Genomic DNA, 19037 nt, shown 5'->3' with positions numbered 1-19037 from the left:
GCGCCTGAATGCAGACTAAAGAGGCTAGACCCCTGTGGCATTGACGATTCTTGGCCTGTCCGGCGCCCTTAGCCATGATCCTTCAGCAGCCTTGTACATCGACGGCAAGCTGGTCGCGGCGGCTGAGGAAGAGCGCTTCGTACGCGATAAACATGCAAAGAACCGCATGCCCTACGAATCGGCGAAGTTCTGCCTGGAGCAGGCTGGCATCAAGCCGTCCGACGTTGACGTGGTCGCGATTCCGTTCGCCCCGATCAGCATTTTCGGCAAGGCCCGCTGGCAGTACGCCAAGCGTTACTGGTACGCCCCGGACCGTGCACTCGACGCGATCCTGATGGGTAACCGCCGCTACAAGCGCTATCGCAACAAGATCGTCTGGTGCCTGGAGCAACTGGGCTTCGATCCGAAGAAAATCAAGATCGAGCCGGTTGAACACCACCTGGCCCACGCTTCCAGTGCCTACCACTGCTCGGGTTTCAAAGAGAAAACCGCGATCCTCGGCATCGACGGCAAGGGCGAGTACGCCACGACCTTCTTCGGTTATGGCGAAAACGGCAAGATCCACAAGATCAAGGAATTCTTCGATCCGGACTCCCTGGGCGGCCTGTACGGTGCGATCACCGAGTTCCTCGGTTTCGACATGCTGGACGGTGAGTTCAAGGTCATGGGCATGGCGCCGTACGGCGACGCCAGCAAATACGATTTCTCGCGTCTGGCCTCGTTCGAGAACGGCGAGCTGGTGATCAACACCGACTACGCCAACGTGATCGGTCTGCGTCGCTATAAAGAGAAGGGCAAGGGTTACTACTTCTCGCCGAAGCTGATCGAGTGGCTGGGTCCGAAGCGCGAAGGCGACATCGCCGACGAGCCGTACATCCACTACGCCGCCAGCATTCAAGCGCTGTTCGAAAAAATTGCGCTGCAGATGATCGACTACTACCTGGGCGACGTGCTCAAGGAAACCGGCAAACTGGCCTACGCCGGTGGCTGTGCGTTGAACGTCAAGCTCAACCAGAAAATCATCGCCCGCGACGACGTCAAGGAACTGTTCGTACAGCCTGCATCCGGCGACGCCGGCACCGCAGTCGGCGCAGCGGCCTATGTGTCCAACGCCCGTGGCGTGCCGGTCGAGAAGATGGAACACGTCTACCTCGGCCCGTCGTACAGCAACGAAGACGTGATCGCCGCGTGCGCCCGTCACGAGAACAAGCCGACCTGGCGCAAGCTCGACAACATGCCGGAGCAGATCGCCAAGATCATGGTTGATGGCAACCCGGTGGCCTGGTTCCAGGGCCGCATGGAGTTCGGTCCGCGTGCACTGGGTGGTCGTTCGATCATCGGTTGCCCGAGCGTCGCTGGCGTGGCTGACCGCATCAACCACCAGATTAAGTTCCGCGAGCGCTGGAGGCCTTTCTGCCCGTCGATGCTCGACACCGTTGCGCCGCAGATGATCAAGATCGATCACCCGGCGCCGTTCATGACCTTCACCTTCGAAGTGGCGGAAGAGTGGAAGACCCGCGTGCCGGAAGTCGTCCACGAAGACGGTACTTCCCGGGCCCAGGTGCTCAAGCGCGAATACAACCCGCGCTACTACGACATGATGAAGGCGCTTGAAGTGCTGACCGGCAACGGCGTGTCCCTGAACACCTCGCTCAACCGCCGTGGTGAACCGATGATCTGCTCGCCGACCGATGCCCTGAACATGTTCTTCGGCTCCGATCTGCAGTACCTGATCATGGAAGACATCCTGGTGGTCAAAGAAGGCGCAAACGCTTATGACACGCTCGGCTGAACGCCATGTGCTGCAGTTCTGCCACGGCTATGACGGGCCGTTCCTGGACTGCGCGCGGCAGTACGCCAGCCTGTTCGCGGGCACCGGTTATCGGGTCACCACGGTCTTTCTGACCGGGGCGGCCGATAGCGAGGTGGCCGCGGCCTGCGCCTCCGACGAAGTGTTGTTCATGGAATACAGCTCCAAGGCCATTCGTGGCCTGAAGCTGGGCGCCATCGGCGATCTGCGCAAGATCGCCGCTTCACGCAATTTCAGTTTCTGCATCGCCCATCGCTTCAAGCCGATCTACATCGCCTTGCTCGGCACTTCGCTGCCGGTCATTGGCGTGCACCACGCGTTTGGCGATTACAAACGCGGCACGCGCAAGCTGTTCGCGCACATTTTCCGCAAGCGCCTGAGCCTGCTCGGCGTGTCCGACGCGGTGCGCGACGACATGCGCCGCTGCCTGCCGAAATGGCCGGCGACGCGAATCCAGACCCTCTACAACCGCATCGATGTCTCGGCGTTGCAGATGAGTCAGGTGTCCGCCCGTGAAGCCCGCGAAACCCTCGGTCTTTCAGCGGATGCGTTCATTGTCGGCAACGTCGGTCGCCTGCATCCGGACAAGGATCAGGCCACGCTGCTGCACGGTTTTGCCGCGGCGCTGCCCGGTCTGCCGGCCAACAGCCAACTGGTGATTCTCGGCAAGGGGCGTCTTGAGGATGATCTGAAGGCGCTGGCCCGCGAACTGGGCGTCGGTGATCGCGTGCTGTTTCTCGGTCAGGTGCCGGACGCGCGCAATTATTTCCGTGCATTCGATGTGTTTGCCCTGAGTTCCGACCACGAACCGTTCGGCATGGTGCTGCTGGAGGCCATGGCCGCTGGCGTGCCGTTGTTGGCGACTGCGTGCGGCGGGGCGAAGGAAGTGGTCGAAGGCGTGGGCATTCTGTTCCCGCTGGGTGATGCCGAACATCTGGCCCAGGGCCTGAAACATCTGGCCGGCATGGACGAGCAGCAACGCCGTCAATGCGCCGAGATGATGTTCGATCGCCTGCGCGAGCGCTTCTCCGACCGCGCCGTACGCGACACCTTCTGGCATTTGCCGCAAGTTACCGATCTGGCACCGAGGGGCTGATGCTCAACCGATTTCAAGGCTGGCGCGAACGTGGCTGGTCGCCCGTTGACGCCTCAACTTATGCACAGGCCTGGCAGCGTTTTGGCGGCAGCGTCGCGACTCATCCGCTGGTCGTCGAGCGTCTGGCGGATCTGGCCGGCATCCCGGTGCGCTATCTGGCCTGGGAGCAGCAGGGCGAAGTCAAGGCGGCGATCCCGACCTGGGGCCGCGATCTGGCCTTGTCCAAGGACGTGCTCAAGCGCAACGGCAAGAAAGGCCTGTTCGACCTCGGCAACGCCGAGCTGATCCTGCCGGCCGCCGTCGATGCCCAGGCCCCGCTGCGCCATCGCGGGCGATACCTGTCGGCGCTCAACGAAAACCGCTTCAGCGGTCTCAAGTTGCAGACCGAACAACTGGCCATGGCCCGCACCCCGGAAGAACTGTCGAAGAAGTTTCGCTACAACCAGCGCCGTGAGCTGCGCCTGCTGGAAGAGGCGGGCGGTGTCGTACGGCCGGTCAGCGAGTTCACGAGTGCGGAACTGGCAGCCATTTATTGCGACCTGTTCCAGCGTCGCTGGGGATTCCCGGCCACTGGCGCGGCACGCATGGCCGAGGTCATCGAGTTGTTGCGCGAGCTGTTGATCGGTTCGGTGATCTTCCTCAACGATGTGCCGATCGCCATTCAACTGGTATATCGCGTCGAAGCGCCGGAGTGGATCAGCGTCGAGTACATCAACGGCGGCGTCGACCCCGAAACCCGTGAATTCAGCCCCGGCAGTGTCTTGAGCTTCCTCAATACGCAATCGGCGTGGGAGCACGCCCGGGCGCTGAACAAGCCGCTACGCTTTTCCTTCGGTCGTGCCGACCGTGAATACAAGGATCGCTGGTGCAATCCTGTGCCGGTCTTCACCGTATGAGTCAGCCCATGAGCCGCAAACAGCAACTGCTCAAGCGTCACCGGCGCAATAAACGCATCGGCCTGTTGATCGCGCTGATCGTGTTGATCGCCCTCGGTGTGCTGGTGGCCTGGTGGTTGCCGCTGGTGCTGGCGGTGGTTGGCTGGATCGCTCACGAAGCGTGGTTCGCCGATCACTTGTTCTACTCGCCGAAAGACGACTACCAATACAGCTTTCCGCCGTTCACACCGCAGCCGAAAGTGCATTTGAGCGGTGAGCAGTTGCGCCTCGACGAGGGCGTGATGCTGGTGGACGACGCCACGCTGATCCTCGCCGTGCGGGTGAAAAGCACCTGGCTGGGACGTTTCTTCGATCCACGGGTGGAGCTTGCGGGCGGAACGAATCCGGATGCTCAGACTTTCGAACGTGGCGTCAACGGCCTGCGTTATCTGAACCTCAGCGGTCAGGCGCAGACCTTGTCGCAAGGCCTGTTGCGCCTGCGCGGACGTTTCTGCCGGGTGACCGGCGAACCGGTGTTGTGGGCGCTGGAACAACCGGATTACCGCCGTCAGCGGGTGATGGTGATCGCGCCGCACGCCGACGATGCCGAGTTGGCCGCTTACGGTTTGTACAGTCAGGCCGATGAGGCCTGGATCGTTACCCTGACCGCTGGCGAGATCGAAGCCGAACACTATCAGCAGATGGGCCTGAACAAGGTCGAGGCGGCGCGACTCAAGGGCCGCTTGCGGGCCTGGGACAGCCTCGCCGTGCCGCGCTGGGCCGGTGTACCGCAGGAACACTGCGTGCAGCTCGGGTATTTCTGCCTGCAACTGGCGGCGATGCAGGCTGCGCCGAATCAGCCGGTGGGTTCGCGGGAAGCCGATCTGAGCGACACGCGAATTTTTCGTCAGTTGAATCCGTTTGCCTTGCCCGGCGATGCCGACGGCGCGCCGACCTGGAACAATCTGCTGGCCGACCTGTGTGACGTCCTGTCTCGTGCGCGTCCGGATGTGATCGTGTTGCCACATCCGACGCTGGATCCGCATCCCGACCATATCTGCGCCCAGGAGGCCGTACTGGAAGCCTTGCGCGGTCTCGATTACCAACCGACCCTGCTCGGTTACGCCAACCACCTGCACGACAACGATCGCTGGCCGATGGGCGACAGCGGGCAGGGCATCGCCTTGCCGCCGACGTTCGATGCAAACGTGGCGATGCAACCGGTGTGCCTGCCGCTGCCGATCGAGCTGCAACGTGACAAGGCCATGGCGCTGGGCATGATGCATGACCTGCAGCCGCCGGCGCCGTTCAAGCGGCGACTGCGCCGGCTGTTTCAGCGAATGCTGGCCGGCCGAACGCCGTCGGTATACGGCGAGAACGAATTTTTCCGCAAAGCGGTCAGGCGCCAGGAGTTGTTCTGGGTGCTGAAGCAGAGCGAAACAGGCGCGACGGGTTCGCAACGGGGAGAGTCATGAGTCAACGCGCAAAGGTTCTGCAGCTGCAGCCCGACTACAACGTCAAATCCCATGATTTCGCCGACCTCGCCGAACAGATCGTCAAGGCTTTGCCGACGGATCGTTATGAGGTGACGGCAGCATTCCTGCGCGGCAAGCCCGGGCCGGGTGAAGCCGTCAGCCGGGCCGACCGTTCGGTGTATTTCGAGTTTTCCGACAAGTCCCTCAAAGGCATGCGCCTGCGGGCGATGTGGCAGCTGTACAAGTTCTGCCGTCGGGAAAAGTTTGATGTGGTGATCTGCAACCGGTTCAAACCGGTGAACATGATGCTGACGCTCAACCGCTGGTTGAAAGTGCCGTTGTGCATCGGCATTTCCCACGGTTTTGGCGAGTACGACCGCTTCTATCGCCGTCGTCAGACCCAGCGTCTGATCGATCGCCACTGGCGCTTTGTCGGTGTGTCGCCGGCGGTCAAGCAGTACCTGCTGGACTGCGATTGCGGTTTCACCGATCAGAATACGTATGCGATCACCAACGCCATCGACATCGAACAGGCCGAAGGTTTGCAGCACAGCCGCGAGCGGGCCCGTGAGCTGCTCGGTATCGACCCGAAGGTGCGCCTGATCGGTGCGCTGGGCCGGCTGGTGTCGGTCAAGGGCCACACTTACCTGTTGCAGGCTTTCGCCCAACTGAAAGACAAATACCCGAACACCCAACTGGCAATCATCGGTGCCGGGCGCCTGCAAGCGCCGCTGGCGGCCGAGATCGAACAGTTGGGCCTGAGCGGTCGCGCGCACCTGCTGGGCTTCAAGGAAAACGCCCTGCAATACGTACGAGCGTTCGATATCTGGACCATGCCGTCGCTGGCCGAAGGCCTGGGCCTGGCCTTGCTGGAAGGCATGAGCGGGCATCTGCCGGTGATCGCGTCGAACGTGCCGGCCATGTTGCCGCTGATCGAAGGTGCCGGTGGCCTGTCGATCACCCCCAAGGACGTGACGAGCCTGGTGACGGCGCTGGATACCTACCTCGGGCTGTCGGATGACGAGCTCAAGGCCAAGGGCGAGCAGGCCTATCGCTATTTGCAGGAACAACACGACATTGAGGTCTTCCGTCAGGAATACCTGACCCTGATCGACTCCGGCCTGGCGCAGGCCCGCAAGGAACAGCCATGAGTGAGGTCACCGCCCTGAGCGATGCACAACCCATCGTCACCGTGATCATCGCGTCCTACAACCACGGACCGTACATCGAGGAAAGCATCCTCAGCGTCATCAACCAGAGCTACAAGAACATTGAGCTGCTGGTGGTCGACGACGGCTCGAAGGATGACAGCGTCGAGCGCATCAAAGCCTTGCAGGAAAAGCACGGATTCGACTTCCGTGTGCAGCAGAACCAGGGCCTGACCAATACGCTGAACGGCGCGATTGCGCGGGCCAGGGGCAGCCTGATCGTGCCGTTCGGCTCCGACGACATCATGTACCCGGACCGGATCGCCACCCAGGTCGCGTACATGGACGGCAAGCCGGAAGTGGGTATCTGCGCCGGCAACATCGAGTTGATGGACGCCGACGGCAACCTCTACCCGGAAAAGCGCCAGCGCCGGGACGTGCCGTTCCGTCGCCTGGATTTCGATGACATGTTCCTGGAGCGCAAGCCGTATCCGCCGGCCCCGACCCTGATGATCCGCCGCGAGGCACTGGACAAGGTGGGTGGGTTCGATCCGACGATTCGTCTTGAGGATCTGTACATCGAGCTGAAAGTCACCCGCGCCGGGTATTTCATCGACGGCCTGAACGTGGTGATGGCGCGCTATCGCAAACACGCCACGAACTCGTACAAGAACCACCGTTTCATGATCGAAAACATCCTGCGCACTTACGCGCTGTTCAGCGATCACCCGCTGTACGACGAGGTGCGCTACAAGTCGCTCAATTCGATGTTCCTGAAAACCGCCAACCGTGACCGCAAACTGGCGCGGGAGCTGCTGGCACAGATTCCGCTCAAGGCCTGGAACAAGAAAACCTGGCGCGGTCTGGGCCGGCTGCTGTTTTCACCGCTGGAAAAGGACTGAGCCATGGGCTGGCTTCAGCGCTGGCGTGAGCAGCGCGCCAAACGGGCGATTCGCAAGCTGCCGAAGATCGAACGCGGCGCGGCGCGGTTCGCCCGGGCTTACCCTGACTACAGCTTTGGCCGGGGCAGTTATGGTCTGCCGATCGTTCATGACTGGAAGGAAGGCTCGACGCTGAAGATCGGTGCCTACTGTTCGATTGCCGTAGGTGTGCAGATCTTTCTTGGCGGGCATCACCGGGCGGACTGGGTGACCACGTTTCCCTTTCCGGCGATGCTGCCGGAGGCTGCTGGCATCTGCGATTACAGCGGTACTCACGGGGACGTGATAATCGGCAACGATGTCTGGCTGTGCTCCAACTGCACAATCCTGTCGGGTGTCACGATCGGCAGTGGCGCGATCATCGCTGCCGGTGCACTGGTCACGCGGGATGTTGAACCCTATGCGGTCATGGGTGGCAATCCGGCGAAGTTCCTGCGCTGGCGGTTTTCCGAGGAGCAGCGTCAGCAGTTGTTGCAGAGTGCCTGGTGGGATTGGCCGGAAGCCGAACTGCGCGGGCTGGTCGACAAGCTCTGCAGCGATGACATCGAGGCTTTCCTGAGTTATGCCCGCCAACGCCAGCCGGCGTAGCCGCTCAGTGGTCCTGAACGGCTTTGTCGGCCAGTTTTTTCGGCGCCTGCTTCTGACGTAACCATTGCAGAAACTTCCTGCCTGCTTCGATGCCCGGTTTCTCGATGTACAGAAATGTCAGGCTGGCGATCACGATCAGCAGACAACTGCACACGGCCATCAACAGCAGATAGAGGATCGGGTTCTGTGGATTGAAGGGAACCAGGTGTGGGAGTTGCTGCACCATCATCCAGAGCACATAGCCATGCAGCAGATAGGTGCTGTAGCTGATCTCTCCCAGCCAGCGGACGCTACGCAGGCGCAAGGCGCCAAATAGCGCGTTGCCCGATGCCACGATGACGAAAAACACGCCCAGCAACAGCAGCGGCATCAGGCTGAAGGCGCGTTTGTATTGCGTCATCACGAGAACAAGGGCCAGCAGGGCAATGAAGGTGGCGAACCGTGTCTGGCTCCATGCCACCAGATGGGGACGTCTCACCCAGTAAGCCGCGGCGATCCCCCCCAGGAAACTCGCCAGAAAGTGCTTTTTCAGCGAATGCTCCCAGCCGACCACCTGATAAAGGGCATAGATCCCGATCAGGCACAGGACCACCTGCAGCCAGTGCTTGCGGTAGATGAATATCAGCCCCAGAAGTGGTAGCGCCAGGTAGAAAAACACCTCATAGGCCAGCGTCCAGGTCACGTTGGAAATCAACATGCCGCTATGGGGGTACTGATTGATGTCGGGTCGGTCGAACGTCAGCCAGGCCAGTATCTGCCCGGCCAGCTGCGTGCCGGAGTCTTTCAGCTCCCAGCCTTGCAGGTGGAAGACGGTGACAAACACGATCAGCATCAGCGGCAGGTAAAGCGGATAAAGCCGAAACACGCGTGAAACCGCAAATGCCTGCCAGTCATGGTCGCGACCCTGTTTGAGCAGGCGGCTCCAGAACAGGAAACCGGTGATCATGAAAAACAGCGCGACACTGGCCTGGCCCAATTGGGAGTAGAGATTGCTGGGCGGAAAGTCGATGACGCCGGTGCGCAGGTAGAACCAGGTAATGATTGCGTGATGAATGAACACGCCAAAAGCCAGATAGCCGCGCAAGCCGTCAATGCTGTTATAGCGGCTTTCGCCGCTATGACGCAGGTGCTGGGCGGCTTTGGGTATCAGACGCAGGAACATTACCGACGTCGCGATAGCGAGCAGATACGCTATCGCGGCAAAGACTGGGTTTGTATCCGTCATGATCAGTGGGCCCGAGCCGGGCGACCTCCCTGTTGCACTTGCCGGTGCAGATTGTCGACGGCAGCCTTGGAGGCCGTCACCGAATACCCCTGGAGCAGGGCATCGAAGTGATCCTCGAACAGCCAGCGCTTGTCTTCCGTGTAGCGTTGCATGTGGCGCAAATTGCGCTGGCGCAATGAAAGGCTCAAGGGTGATGGATAGATGCGCAGGTCGGCCAGATCGATCAGCCCGAACTCACCGTCCTCCAGCACCAGCACGTTACCCAGATGCAGTGAGCGGAAATAGACACCCTGCTCATGAAGCCGGGCCATGAACTTGCCGAAACGTTCGACCAGCGCCTGTCGCACCGCTGGTGCGGGGATGCCCTGCAGCACCTGACGCAAGGTGTGACCCGGCAACGGAGCGTAGTGCACCGCGCTGCTGCCATCGTCCAGGCGATACAGATTCAGCACCTGCGGGGTCGGGATGCCCATCCGGCGCAATTGTTCGCTATTGATGGCGAAGCGTTCGGAGTACGGGTTGAAGTTGCCGGAGGTGTACCAGCGGCGGCGACGGAACAGCTTGAGGAAACTGCCATCGGTCAGGCGCAGGACCTTTGGACCCAGGCCGTCCTCTTCGATCACCTGAGCATCGGCGCAGCGTTGTTGCAGGCCGGAGACCGACAGTTTCTGCACCGGTATTGCCAACAGGCGTCGGGCCCGCTGATTGATGCTGAGCGCAGCAATCAGCGCCAGCGGAATCCACAGCAGGAACCAGTGTTCCTTGGGGCGCGAAATGATGCCGCCACCTTCTGTCAGCCCGGCGCCGATGCCGAACACCAGCCAGGTGGAAGCGATGATCAGCAAGGGTTGTACGCGTTGACGCCAGCTGCTCAGCAAGCTCCAGCCCTGGAAGAACAGCCACGGCAGCAGGCCCAGGATGCCGACGTAATAAAGCACGCCGAGGACAAAGCTGTGCGGTTCCTGAAAGCTGTAGCCAACGCCCGGGTCAATCGCCAGATCGGCGTTGTAGCCATGACCGATCCAGGGATGATCGGCAATTTTTTGCAGGGCAATCTGCCAGATTTCGAAACGGTAGGAGTCGCCGCGCTCGGTGATCATCTTCGAGAACAGGGCGACCACGGCGATGCCGACGGCCGCCAGCGACCCCAGCATCACCAGCGAACGCCGGTTCCAGCAGATGAAGGCCAGCCACAAGGCCGCCATGGTCAAGGCGACCAGCGGCGTTCTGGAACCGGTCGAGATCACCGCCGCGAACATGATCAGCATCGCCGGCAGGCTGAGCCAGAGCAGGCGGCCATGTTTGCAGGACATGCTGACGCTGAGCCAGTAGGCACAGAAAAAACCGAACAGATGGGAGCTGAGCAGCGGGTTGTCGAACGCCCCGCCGCCGACCAGACGCGCACCTGGCTGGTAATGATGGATAAAGGGGATCAGGAAACAGATCGTGGCGATCAAGGCAACCACGGCCGCGACGAACAGCATCGGCGAAATAATGTCACTGCGGTAGCGCACCACCAGGTAGCAACCGACGAACAGCAGCAAGGTATGCAGCGGGGGTTTGAGCATGCCGCCGAACGATTCGCCATCGGGCGGACCCCAGCACAGACTGAGCAACGCCCAGGCGATGAACGCAAGCACCGCAAGAATCACCGGTTCGCCCAGCAGCTCTTTCAACTCCCGCGGGCGCAGGCACAGGGCGATCAGGGCAGGAATGCTGAACAGACCATAAAACAGTTTGTGATGCAGGCTGCGACCCGGCAGGAAGAACAGCGCGCACAAGAGCAGGAAGTAGCCGACGGGAAGTATCCACAGGCTGATGAAATCGAAGATTCGATTGGACGTACTGCTGAAGCCGCGAAGTTGCATGCTGTGAGATTCAATCCTGAAGTTGATCGGCCATTTCATTGATGGCTATTTGATGCTGAAAAAGATGCCTAACAATAACAGCCTTTGCCCGATTGCCAGAACCCTGAAGAAGCTGTGCTAAAGTCAGCGTCCTTTTTATCGACTCTCGCGTGATATGACCGACTCCAGTCTCGCCGCAAGCCCTTCGAGCTTGAAAATCTACTTCCGCCTGCTCGGCTACGTCCGGCCGTATATCAGTCTGTTCCTGATCAGCATCGTCGGTTTTCTGATTTTCGCATCGACCCAGCCGATGCTCGGTTACATTCTCAAGTATTTCGTCGACGGTCTGTCCAATCCCGAGGCAGTGCTGTTTCCCACCGTGCCGTACCTGCGCGACCTGCAACTGTTGCAGGCCGTACCGCTGCTGATCATCCTGATCGCTGCGTGGCAGGGCCTGGGATCCTATCTGGGCAACTACTTCCTGGCCAAGGTCTCCCTGGGCCTGGTGCACGATCTGCGGGTGCAGCTGTTCAACAACCTGCTGGTGCTGCCGAACCGGTATTTCGACAAGCATAACTCCGGCCATCTGATTTCGCGTATCACCTTCAACGTGACCATGGTCACGGGGGCGGCAACAGATGCGATCAAGGTCGTAATCCGTGAAGGCATGACGGTGATCTTCCTGTTCGCCTCCCTGCTGTTCATGAACTGGAAGCTGACGCTGGTGATGGTTGCGATCCTGCCGCTGATCGCCGTGATGGTGCGTACCGCGAGCAAGAAATTCCGCAAGCAGAGCAAGAAGATCCAGGCGGCCATGGGCGACGTGACACACGTGGCCTCGGAAACCATCCAGGGTTATCGCGTGGTGCGCAGCTTCGGCGGCGAAAACTACGAAGAAAAACGCTTCCTCAATGCCAGTCAGAGCAATACCGACAAACAACTGCGCATGACCCGCACCGGCGCGATCTACACGCCGATGCTGCAACTGGTGATCTACAGCGCCATGGCGGTGTTGATGTTCCTGGTGCTGTTCCTGCGCGGTGACGCTTCGGCGGGTGACATGGTGGCCTACATCACCCTGGCCGGCTTGCTGCCAAAGCCGATTCGCCAGTTGTCCGAAGTCAGCTCGACCATCCAGAAGGGCGTTGCCGGTGCAGAAAGCATTTTCGAGCAGTTGGACGTCGAGCCGGAAGTCGATACCGGCACGATCGAGCGCGATGCGGTCAGCGGTCGTCTCGATGTGCGTAACTTGAGTTTCACCTACCCGGGGACCGAACGTCAGGTACTCGACAACATCAGCTTCTCGGTCGAGCCGGGGCAGATGGTGGCGCTGGTGGGGCGTTCCGGCAGCGGCAAGTCGACGCTGGCTAACCTGATCCCGCGCTTCTATCACCACGACAAGGGTGAAATCCTGATCGATGGCGTGGAAGTCGAGCAGTACAAGTTGCTCAACCTGCGCCGCCACATTGCCCAGGTGACCCAGCACGTCACGCTGTTCAGCGACACCGTGGCCAACAACATTGCCTACGGCGACCTGGCCGGGGCACCGCGTGAAGACATCGAGAAAGCGGCGCGTGATGCGTACGCGATGGATTTCATCGCGCAACTGCCGGAAGGCCTGGACACCCAGGTCGGCGAGAACGGCGTGCTGCTTTCCGGCGGTCAGCGCCAGCGCCTGGCGATTGCCCGTGCTTTGCTCAAGAACGCGCCGCTGCTGATCCTCGACGAGGCCACCTCGGCTCTCGACACCGAATCCGAGCGGCACATTCAGGCGGCTCTGGACCAGGTGATGAAAGGCCGCACCACGCTGGTGATCGCTCACCGTCTGTCGACTATCGAGAAGGCCGATCTGATTCTGGTCATGGATCAGGGCCGGATCGTCGAGCGCGGGACTCACGGCGACCTGCTGGCGCAGAACGGCTACTACGCGCGTCTGAACGCCATGGGCCTCGATGCGCCGGCCGAAGACATCGCCTGATCCAGCCTTGTGAAGGTCGGGCGCGCAATGCGCCCGGCCATTTGTATCTGAATCTTTACCCTTCTTGACCAAACCTGCATAAAACCCGGCATCGCGCTTGTTAAGGTTCCTGACTGAACTCTGACTTCCAACGAAGGGGCTATCCCCGTCGCGCGGGTACTCTCATGCTGCAACGCTATCTGTGGAAATTGTTGCCCAAGTCGCAGCGAACCTTCCTGCTTGGGCGCCTGTCGGTGGTCGACCGGCAAGTGGTGAACAAGTCGATGTCGGCCAACCTGCGCTTTCCCAAAGCCTTCGAGCAGCATTCCTGTCTGTTCATTCATGTGCCCAAATGCGCCGGCAGCAGCGTGTGCGCGGCGATGTTCGACGGCTGGCGGCCCGGCCATCTGCCGTTGTACTGGTATGAAGAACAGTTTCCCGCGCAGTTTGCGGCTGCATACAAGTTCGCTTTCGTGCGTGATCCGCTGGAGCGTGCCTATTCGGCCTACGCGTTCCTGCGGGGCAACGAACTGAGCGAGCGTGATCACGCAGCGCAGCAAATGGTCAGGCATTACCGCGACTTCGACGATTTTGTTGCACGCTGGCTACATGCCGACACCATTGCGCGACAATTGCACTTTGCCGCGCAAACCGACTTTCTCACCGATTCGCTGGGCCGCCTGGCGCTGGATTTCGTTGGCTATCAGGAGCATCTGGAGCGGGACTTCCGCCTGGTGTGTGAGCACCTGGGGCTGACGAGTCAATTGCAGCACGTCAACGTTTCCCGGCAGCGGCGTCCGCTGCCGGCGCGTGATTTCTGCACGCAGCGCACCCGACGCCTGGTTCGGCGGGTCTATGAACGTGACTACGAGATGCTCGGCTATGAATGAAGCACTGTCCGTTTCCCTGTTGCCACCGGCCATCCGCCCCTATGCCCTGGCACTGCCCGCCCAGGCTCGCGCCGAGCAGAAGTCGCAGCAACCGCGCTGCCTGTGGCTGACCGGGTTGTCCGGGGCCGGCAAATCGACGCTGGCCAATGCACTGGAGCTGCATCTGCATCAGTTCGGTCTGCATACGTTCCTGCTCGATGGCGACAACCTGCGCGGCGGTCTTTGTCGCGATCTGGGGATGACCGAGGCCTGTCGGCGCGAGAACATCCGGCGCACCGCCGAAGTGGCACGGTTGATGGTGGACGCCGGGTTGATCGTGATCGTGGCCGCCATTTCACCGTTTCGTGCCGAGCGGGATACGGCGCGCCGGCTGTTTGCCGAAGGCGATTTCATTGAAGTGCATGTCAGCACCTCGCTGGAGGTCTGCGCCCGACGCGACCCGAAGGGCTTGTACCGGGCGGCGCGGGAAGGGCGGATCAAGGACTTCACCGGGATCGACAGCCCGTACGAGGCGCCGCTGGCGGCCGAGTGCCGGATCGATACCGATGAGGTGGAACTGGCCGATGCCTGCCATCGCCTGGCCGCGTTTCTGTGCAAAAAATGAGCAAAAAAGCCTGTCGTTTCATCCTGTTGCAGCCACCGCACAAGCCTTCGCCAACCCTGTGTTAATATCGCGCCCCTGTTCATTTTGTATGTGGGTTGCTCCATGAAGTTGTCCATGCCGCGATTCGATCAAGCCCCTGTCTTGGTGGTCGGCGATGTCATGCTCGACCGTTACTGGCATGGTGGTACCTCACGGATTTCCCCTGAGGCGCCGGTTCCGGTTGTAAAGGTCGAGCAAATCGAAGACCGCCCGGGCGGTGCCGCCAACGTTGCCTTGAACATTGCCGCGCTGGGTGCGCCGGCCTCGCTGGTCGGTGTGACCGGCGATGACGAAGCCGCCGACAGCCTGAGCAACAGCCTCAAGGGTGCGGGCGTGCGCGCCTTGTTCCAGCGCATTGCGCACCAGCCGACCATCGTCAAGCTGCGGGTCATGAGCCGGCACCAGCAACTGCTGCGTATCGACTTCGAAGAACCGTTCGCCACTGACGCCCTGGCCCTTGCTTCCCAGGTCGACGACCTGCTGGAAGGCATCAAGGTGCTGGTGTTGTCCGACTACGGCAAAGGCGCCCTGAAAAACCATCAGGCGTTGATCCAGGCCGCCCGTGCCAAAGGCATTCCGGTGCTGGCCGACCCGAAGGGCAAGGATTTCTCGATCTACCGTGGCGCGAGCCTGATCACCCCGAATCTCAGCGAGTTCGAAGCTATCGTCGGCGGTTGCGCCGATGAGCACGAACTGGTGAGCAAGGGCGCAACGCTGATGCACGACCTCGAGCTCGGCGCACTGCTGGTGACCCGCGGCGAGCACGGCATGACCCTGCTGCGTCCGGATCATCCGGCGCTGCACCTGCCGGCCCGGGCCCGTGAAGTGTTCGACGTGACCGGTGCCGGCGACACGGTGATTTCCACCCTGGCGGCCGCGATTGCCGCTGGCGAAGAACTGCCGCACGCGGTGGCGCTGGCCAACCTGGCGGCCGGCATCGTGGTCGGCAAGCTGGGTACGGCGGCGATCAGCGCTCCGGAACTGCGCCGCGCGATTCAGCGCGAGGAAGGTTCCGAGCGGGGTGTGCTGGGTCTGGAACAACTGCTGCTGGCGGTTGCCGATGCCCGGGCGCACAACGAGCGGATCGTGTTCACCAACGGCTGTTTCGACATCCTCCATGCCGGCCACGTGACCTACCTCGAGCAGGCGCGGGCCCAGGGCGATCGTCTGATCGTTGCGATCAACGATGACGCTTCGGTCAGCCGCCTGAAAGGCCCGGGCCGGCCGATCAACAGCGTCGATCGGCGCATGGCGGTTCTCGCCGGTCTCGGTGCGGTGGACTGGGTGATCAGCTTCGCCGAAGGCACCCCGGAAAACCTGCTGCGCGAGGTCAAGCCGGACGTGTTGGTGAAGGGTGGCGACTATGGCATCGACCAGGTTGTCGGCGCCGACATCGTCAAGGCCTACGGTGGCACCGTTAAAGTGCTGGGGCTGGTGGAAAACAGCTCGACCACGGCGATTGTGGAAAAAATCCGCAAGTCCGAGTGATGCAAGCATAAAGACCGCGCCTGCGACGACTCTCTGGAGTCACTCGCAGGCGCGGTCTTTTGCCGTTCAGGAGTTCACTTTCTTGCGCGGCACGATCTTCTTCAGCAGTTGTTTCGCCTTGCCGCGCAATCGCGCCAGCCCCGTGTCCTTGGGCGGCGGCGTCAAACCTTGCTGCCGCAGCCAGTCCTTCCAGCGAATCCGCTCCTCGCGCACCAGCCAGCCGTCCTGTCGGGCGAAGCTTTCCGCCAGATACAGACCGCGGGTTCCCGCCGGGTACAGCTGACCTTTCTTCAGCGTATACAACTCAGGGAGCGGTTCGCCGTCCTGCAACGGCATCAAGTACAGATCGGGGCGTTTGCGGTCGAGCCGGGCGACCAGTTGATCGCCTTCCAGCCGTTCATCGACATGGAACAGGCTCAGACTCTTGGCCTCCTTGGGCACGTCCAGCCGCAGGTCGTAGATCAATTGCAGGGACGCGGTCGGCAAGTGCACGTAGGCCTGTGGCCGTTCGAGCAATTGCAGGTTGGCGCAGCGCACCGGTCGGGCCGAACCGGACAGCGGCGTCAGGCGAAAGGGCAGGGCCTCGCGGTAATGCAGCGCCGATGCGTACGGCGCTGGCAGCCAGGTGTCGTTGAAACGCCCGCCGAGCCAGCCTTCCGGGGTTTCCAGCAAGCATTCCTCGGCGATCTCCTGGATCGCCGTGTGCAGCGGAATGTTCAGTTCATGCGCCGGCACGTAGCCGGAAATCAGCTTGAGCACGACATCGCCGCGATCCTGCCGCCGCTGGCGCACCAGCACCCAGTAATCACGATTCTGCCAGTGCAAGGTCAGGCGCACCGAGACGCCGAGGTTGGCCAGCTCCAGCGCAAAGCGTTCGGCATCCGCCACGCTGACCGGTTTGCGCCGTTGCAGGGTCTGGGCGAAATTCAGCGGCATGCCGACGCTCTGGTAGGTCAGGCCTTCGGGCGTCGCTTCGACGAACAGCGGCAGCGTCTTGAAGTTGCTCGGGTTCTTTCTGATGAGCGTACGCGGCATGTCGGCTCCTGCTTAAGGCCGCGGGGCGGCGTCATTGACCACGAAGGACCTGAGCAACGGTCGCAACGTTATGGGCGAGGTGCAGCGGATTGATCGTCCCGACAATGGCGCTGGCCACACCGGGCTGGGCGAACAGCAACTCGAAGCTGGCGCGCACCGGGTCCACGCCGGGACTCAGGCACACGTGACCGCTGGCCAGCGCCTTCTTCACCAGAATGGCTTTGCCGTGGGCAGCAGCATAGTCAATGACTGCCTTCTCGTTTTGCTCGTTCAGATTGTAGGTGACCATCGCGCAATCGCCTTGCTCCAGTGCTTTCAGGCCGCCGTCGACGGTTTTGCCGGAGAAACCGAAGCCGCGAATCTTGCCTTCGGCCTTCAGCGCCGCGAGGGTCGCGTAGACTTCGCTGTCATTGAGAATCGCCAGATCGTTGCCATCGGAGTGCACCAGCACCAGGTCGATAAAATCGGTTTCCAGACGTTGCAGGCTGCGCTCCACCGACATTCGCGTGTGAGCGGCGCTGAAGTCGTGGGTCGACTGGCCATCGACAAATTCTTCGCCGACCTTGCTGACGATCACCCAATCCTCGCGCTCGCCGCGCAACAGCGGGCCGAGGCGCTCTTCGCTGCGGCCATAGGCCGGTGCGGTGTCGATCAGGTTGATGCCCAGCTCCCGCGCCTGCTTGAGCAGCATCCGCGCAGCGTCGTCGTCGGGGATCTGAAAGCCGTTGGGGTATTTCACCCCTTGGTCGCGACCGAGTTTGACGGTGCCCAGGCCCAGTGGCGAAACCTTCAGGCCGGTGCTGCCCAACGGGCGGTGCAAATCGTGCAGGGTCGGCAGGCTCATGGCAGCAGTTGCTCCCAGGCCGGAACGCCCATCGGTGGTTTCGGCAGCTCGGGCAGCGGAGCCGGGTGGCTCGGCTGGATGCCGTCACGTTCGAGGGACGCGATCACCCGGTCGGCGAAGTCCGGCGCGAGTGCGAGTTTGGTTGGCCAGCCCACCAGCAGACGACCTTCTTCCGCAAGGAAGGCGTTGTCCGGGCGGGTCAAGCCGGTTTGCAGCGGTTCGGCGCGGTCGACGCGCAGGGTCGCCCACTGCGTGGTGCTGAGATCGATCCACGGCAACAACTGTGCAATTTCCTTTTGCGCAGTGGCGATCTGCTCGGCCGGCTCGCGGGCAACGCCTTCACTTTCGGCAATGTCGCCACCCATGTACCAGACCCACTGACCATTCGCTGCCGGATGGGTCGTGACGGTGATGCGCGGCTTGGTGCCGCCTCCGAGGCAGTGAGCGTACAGCGGCTTCAGGCCGGGGCCCTTGGCGATGATCATGTGCAACGGCCGGCGTTGCATGGCCGGATGAGTCAGGCCGAGGGTTTCCAGCAGCGCTGCGGTGCCGGCACCGGCACTGATGACAATGCGCTGGGCACGAATCTCTCGGCCATCAACTTTCAAGCCAACCAGCACGCCGCTTTCCAGCAACGGCTCGATGTTCTGACCGGCGAGCAGACCGTCGCCCGCCAGGTCGGCCAGGCGCTGGATCACGCTCGGCACATCGACCACCAGCTCGGCGAGGCGGTAAACCTTGCCCTTGAAGCGCTTGTCCTGCAGGGCCGGCGGTAATTGGTCGCCCTTGACTTGATCGACCCGGCCACGCACCGCTTTACTGGCGAAGAAACTGGTGAGGTTGCCGGCCAGGGTGCCCGGCGACCACAGGTAATGGGCTTCGGACAGCAGGCGCACGCCGCTCAGGTCCAGTTCGCCGTCGCCGGCCAGGGCTTCACGCCAGCGGCGCGGCATGTCGGCGATGGCTTCCGAGGCGCCGGTCAGCGCACCGTGCAGCGCGTACTTGGCGCCGCCGTGGATGATGCCCTGGGACTTCACGCTCTGCCCGCCGCCGAGGCTGGCGCTTTCCACCAGCACGGTCGAAAAACCCTGGCGGCGCAGGCGCGCGTTCAGCCAGAGACCGGCGACACCCGCGCCGACAATCAGCACGTCGGTGGAAATTGGAGATGGCATGCA

Annotated in this window: 16 protein-coding genes; 11 read left to right on the top strand and 5 right to left on the bottom strand. The window is 61.7% G+C overall.

Annotated features, from left to right (window positions below; translation table 11 throughout):
• Positions 1–34: 34 nt before the first annotated feature.
• Genes AC1RMX_RS07790 through AC1RMX_RS07760 form a run of 7 tightly spaced genes read left to right on the top strand, consistent with a single transcriptional unit; the run spans position 35 to position 7933 of the window.
• Positions 35–1792 carry a carbamoyltransferase family protein gene (locus AC1RMX_RS07790; protein WP_007952261.1) on the top strand — a complete coding sequence of 586 codons (1758 nt, stop codon included), beginning with the start codon at positions 35–37 and terminating at the stop codon, positions 1790–1792.
• Positions 1776–2906: a glycosyltransferase gene (locus AC1RMX_RS07785; RefSeq protein WP_096819863.1), complete on the top strand. Its 1131-nt coding sequence runs from the start codon at positions 1776–1778 to the stop codon at positions 2904–2906. The genes AC1RMX_RS07790 and AC1RMX_RS07785 overlap by 17 nt, the downstream gene beginning before the upstream one ends.
• Positions 2906–3802 carry an antimicrobial resistance protein Mig-14 gene (locus AC1RMX_RS07780; protein WP_493071346.1) on the top strand — a complete coding sequence of 299 codons (897 nt, stop codon included), beginning with the start codon at positions 2906–2908 and terminating at the stop codon, positions 3800–3802. The genes AC1RMX_RS07785 and AC1RMX_RS07780 overlap by 1 nt, the downstream gene beginning before the upstream one ends.
• An 8-nt stretch (positions 3803–3810) precedes the next feature.
• Positions 3811–5256, top strand: a complete 1446-nt coding sequence (locus AC1RMX_RS07775) for a PIG-L family deacetylase (RefSeq protein ID WP_493071344.1) — start codon at positions 3811–3813, stop codon at positions 5254–5256.
• Positions 5253–6407 carry a glycosyltransferase family 4 protein gene (locus AC1RMX_RS07770; protein WP_096819860.1) on the top strand — a complete coding sequence of 385 codons (1155 nt, stop codon included), beginning with the start codon at positions 5253–5255 and terminating at the stop codon, positions 6405–6407. Before AC1RMX_RS07775 ends, AC1RMX_RS07770 begins: the two co-directional genes overlap by 4 nt.
• Positions 6408–6421: 14 nt before the next feature.
• Positions 6422–7306, top strand: coding sequence for a glycosyltransferase (locus AC1RMX_RS07765; RefSeq protein WP_096819955.1), 885 nt, complete (start codon positions 6422–6424; stop codon positions 7304–7306).
• A gap of 3 nt (positions 7307–7309) precedes the next feature.
• Positions 7310–7933, top strand: coding sequence for a CatB-related O-acetyltransferase (locus tag AC1RMX_RS07760; RefSeq protein ID WP_493071342.1), 624 nt, complete (start codon positions 7310–7312; stop codon positions 7931–7933).
• Between the two features lie 4 nt (positions 7934–7937).
• On the opposite strand, the gene AC1RMX_RS07755 is transcribed toward AC1RMX_RS07760, so the two are convergent.
• Entirely contained in the window at positions 7938–9158 is a 1221-nt protein-coding gene (locus tag AC1RMX_RS07755; RefSeq protein WP_102620155.1) for an acyltransferase family protein, read from the bottom strand.
• A gap of 2 nt (positions 9159–9160) precedes the next feature.
• Complete coding sequence (locus tag AC1RMX_RS07750; RefSeq protein ID WP_493071340.1) at positions 9161–11026, bottom strand: O-antigen ligase family protein; 1866 nt, start codon at positions 11024–11026, stop codon at positions 9161–9163.
• A gap of 154 nt (positions 11027–11180) precedes the next feature.
• On the opposite strand from AC1RMX_RS07750, the gene msbA reads away from it, so the two are divergent.
• The 4 genes from msbA to hldE all read left to right on the top strand — a co-directional run bounded on the left by msbA (position 11181) and on the right by hldE (position 15983).
• Positions 11181–12983 carry a lipid A export permease/ATP-binding protein MsbA gene (msbA, locus tag AC1RMX_RS07745; RefSeq protein WP_493071338.1) on the top strand — a complete coding sequence of 601 codons (1803 nt, stop codon included), beginning with the start codon at positions 11181–11183 and terminating at the stop codon, positions 12981–12983.
• A 164-nt stretch (positions 12984–13147) separates the two neighbouring features.
• Positions 13148–13852, top strand: coding sequence for a sulfotransferase family 2 domain-containing protein (locus tag AC1RMX_RS07740; protein WP_096819855.1), 705 nt, complete (start codon positions 13148–13150; stop codon positions 13850–13852).
• Positions 13845–14456, top strand: coding sequence for an adenylyl-sulfate kinase (gene cysC, locus AC1RMX_RS07735; protein WP_096819854.1), 612 nt, complete (start codon positions 13845–13847; stop codon positions 14454–14456). Before AC1RMX_RS07740 ends, cysC begins: the two co-directional genes overlap by 8 nt.
• Before the next feature lie 102 nt (positions 14457–14558).
• Positions 14559–15983: a bifunctional D-glycero-beta-D-manno-heptose-7-phosphate kinase/D-glycero-beta-D-manno-heptose 1-phosphate adenylyltransferase HldE gene (gene hldE / locus AC1RMX_RS07730; protein ID WP_096819853.1), complete on the top strand. Its 1425-nt coding sequence runs from the start codon at positions 14559–14561 to the stop codon at positions 15981–15983.
• A 66-nt stretch (positions 15984–16049) separates the two neighbouring features.
• Here hldE and AC1RMX_RS07725 read toward each other — a convergent pair whose 3' ends face one another.
• The 3 genes from AC1RMX_RS07725 to AC1RMX_RS07715 are packed head-to-tail and all read right to left on the bottom strand — an operon-like array spanning position 16050 to position 19034.
• Positions 16050–17018: a metal ABC transporter ATPase gene (locus tag AC1RMX_RS07725; protein WP_096819852.1), complete on the bottom strand. Its 969-nt coding sequence runs from the start codon at positions 17016–17018 to the stop codon at positions 16050–16052.
• Positions 17019–17049: 31 nt separating this feature from the next.
• Complete coding sequence (locus AC1RMX_RS07720; protein ID WP_096819851.1) at positions 17050–17862, bottom strand: aldo/keto reductase; 813 nt, start codon at positions 17860–17862, stop codon at positions 17050–17052.
• A complete protein-coding gene (locus tag AC1RMX_RS07715) occupies positions 17859–19034 on the bottom strand; it encodes an FAD-dependent oxidoreductase (RefSeq protein ID WP_273536195.1) in 1176 nt (391 codons plus the stop codon). Before AC1RMX_RS07715 ends, AC1RMX_RS07720 begins: the two co-directional genes overlap by 4 nt.
• Positions 19035–19037: the final 3 nt, after the last annotated feature.

This window comes from Pseudomonas sp. GW822-FHT03F04 (assembly GCF_058801405.1).
This window is presented reverse-complemented; position numbering and strand designations above follow the sequence as displayed.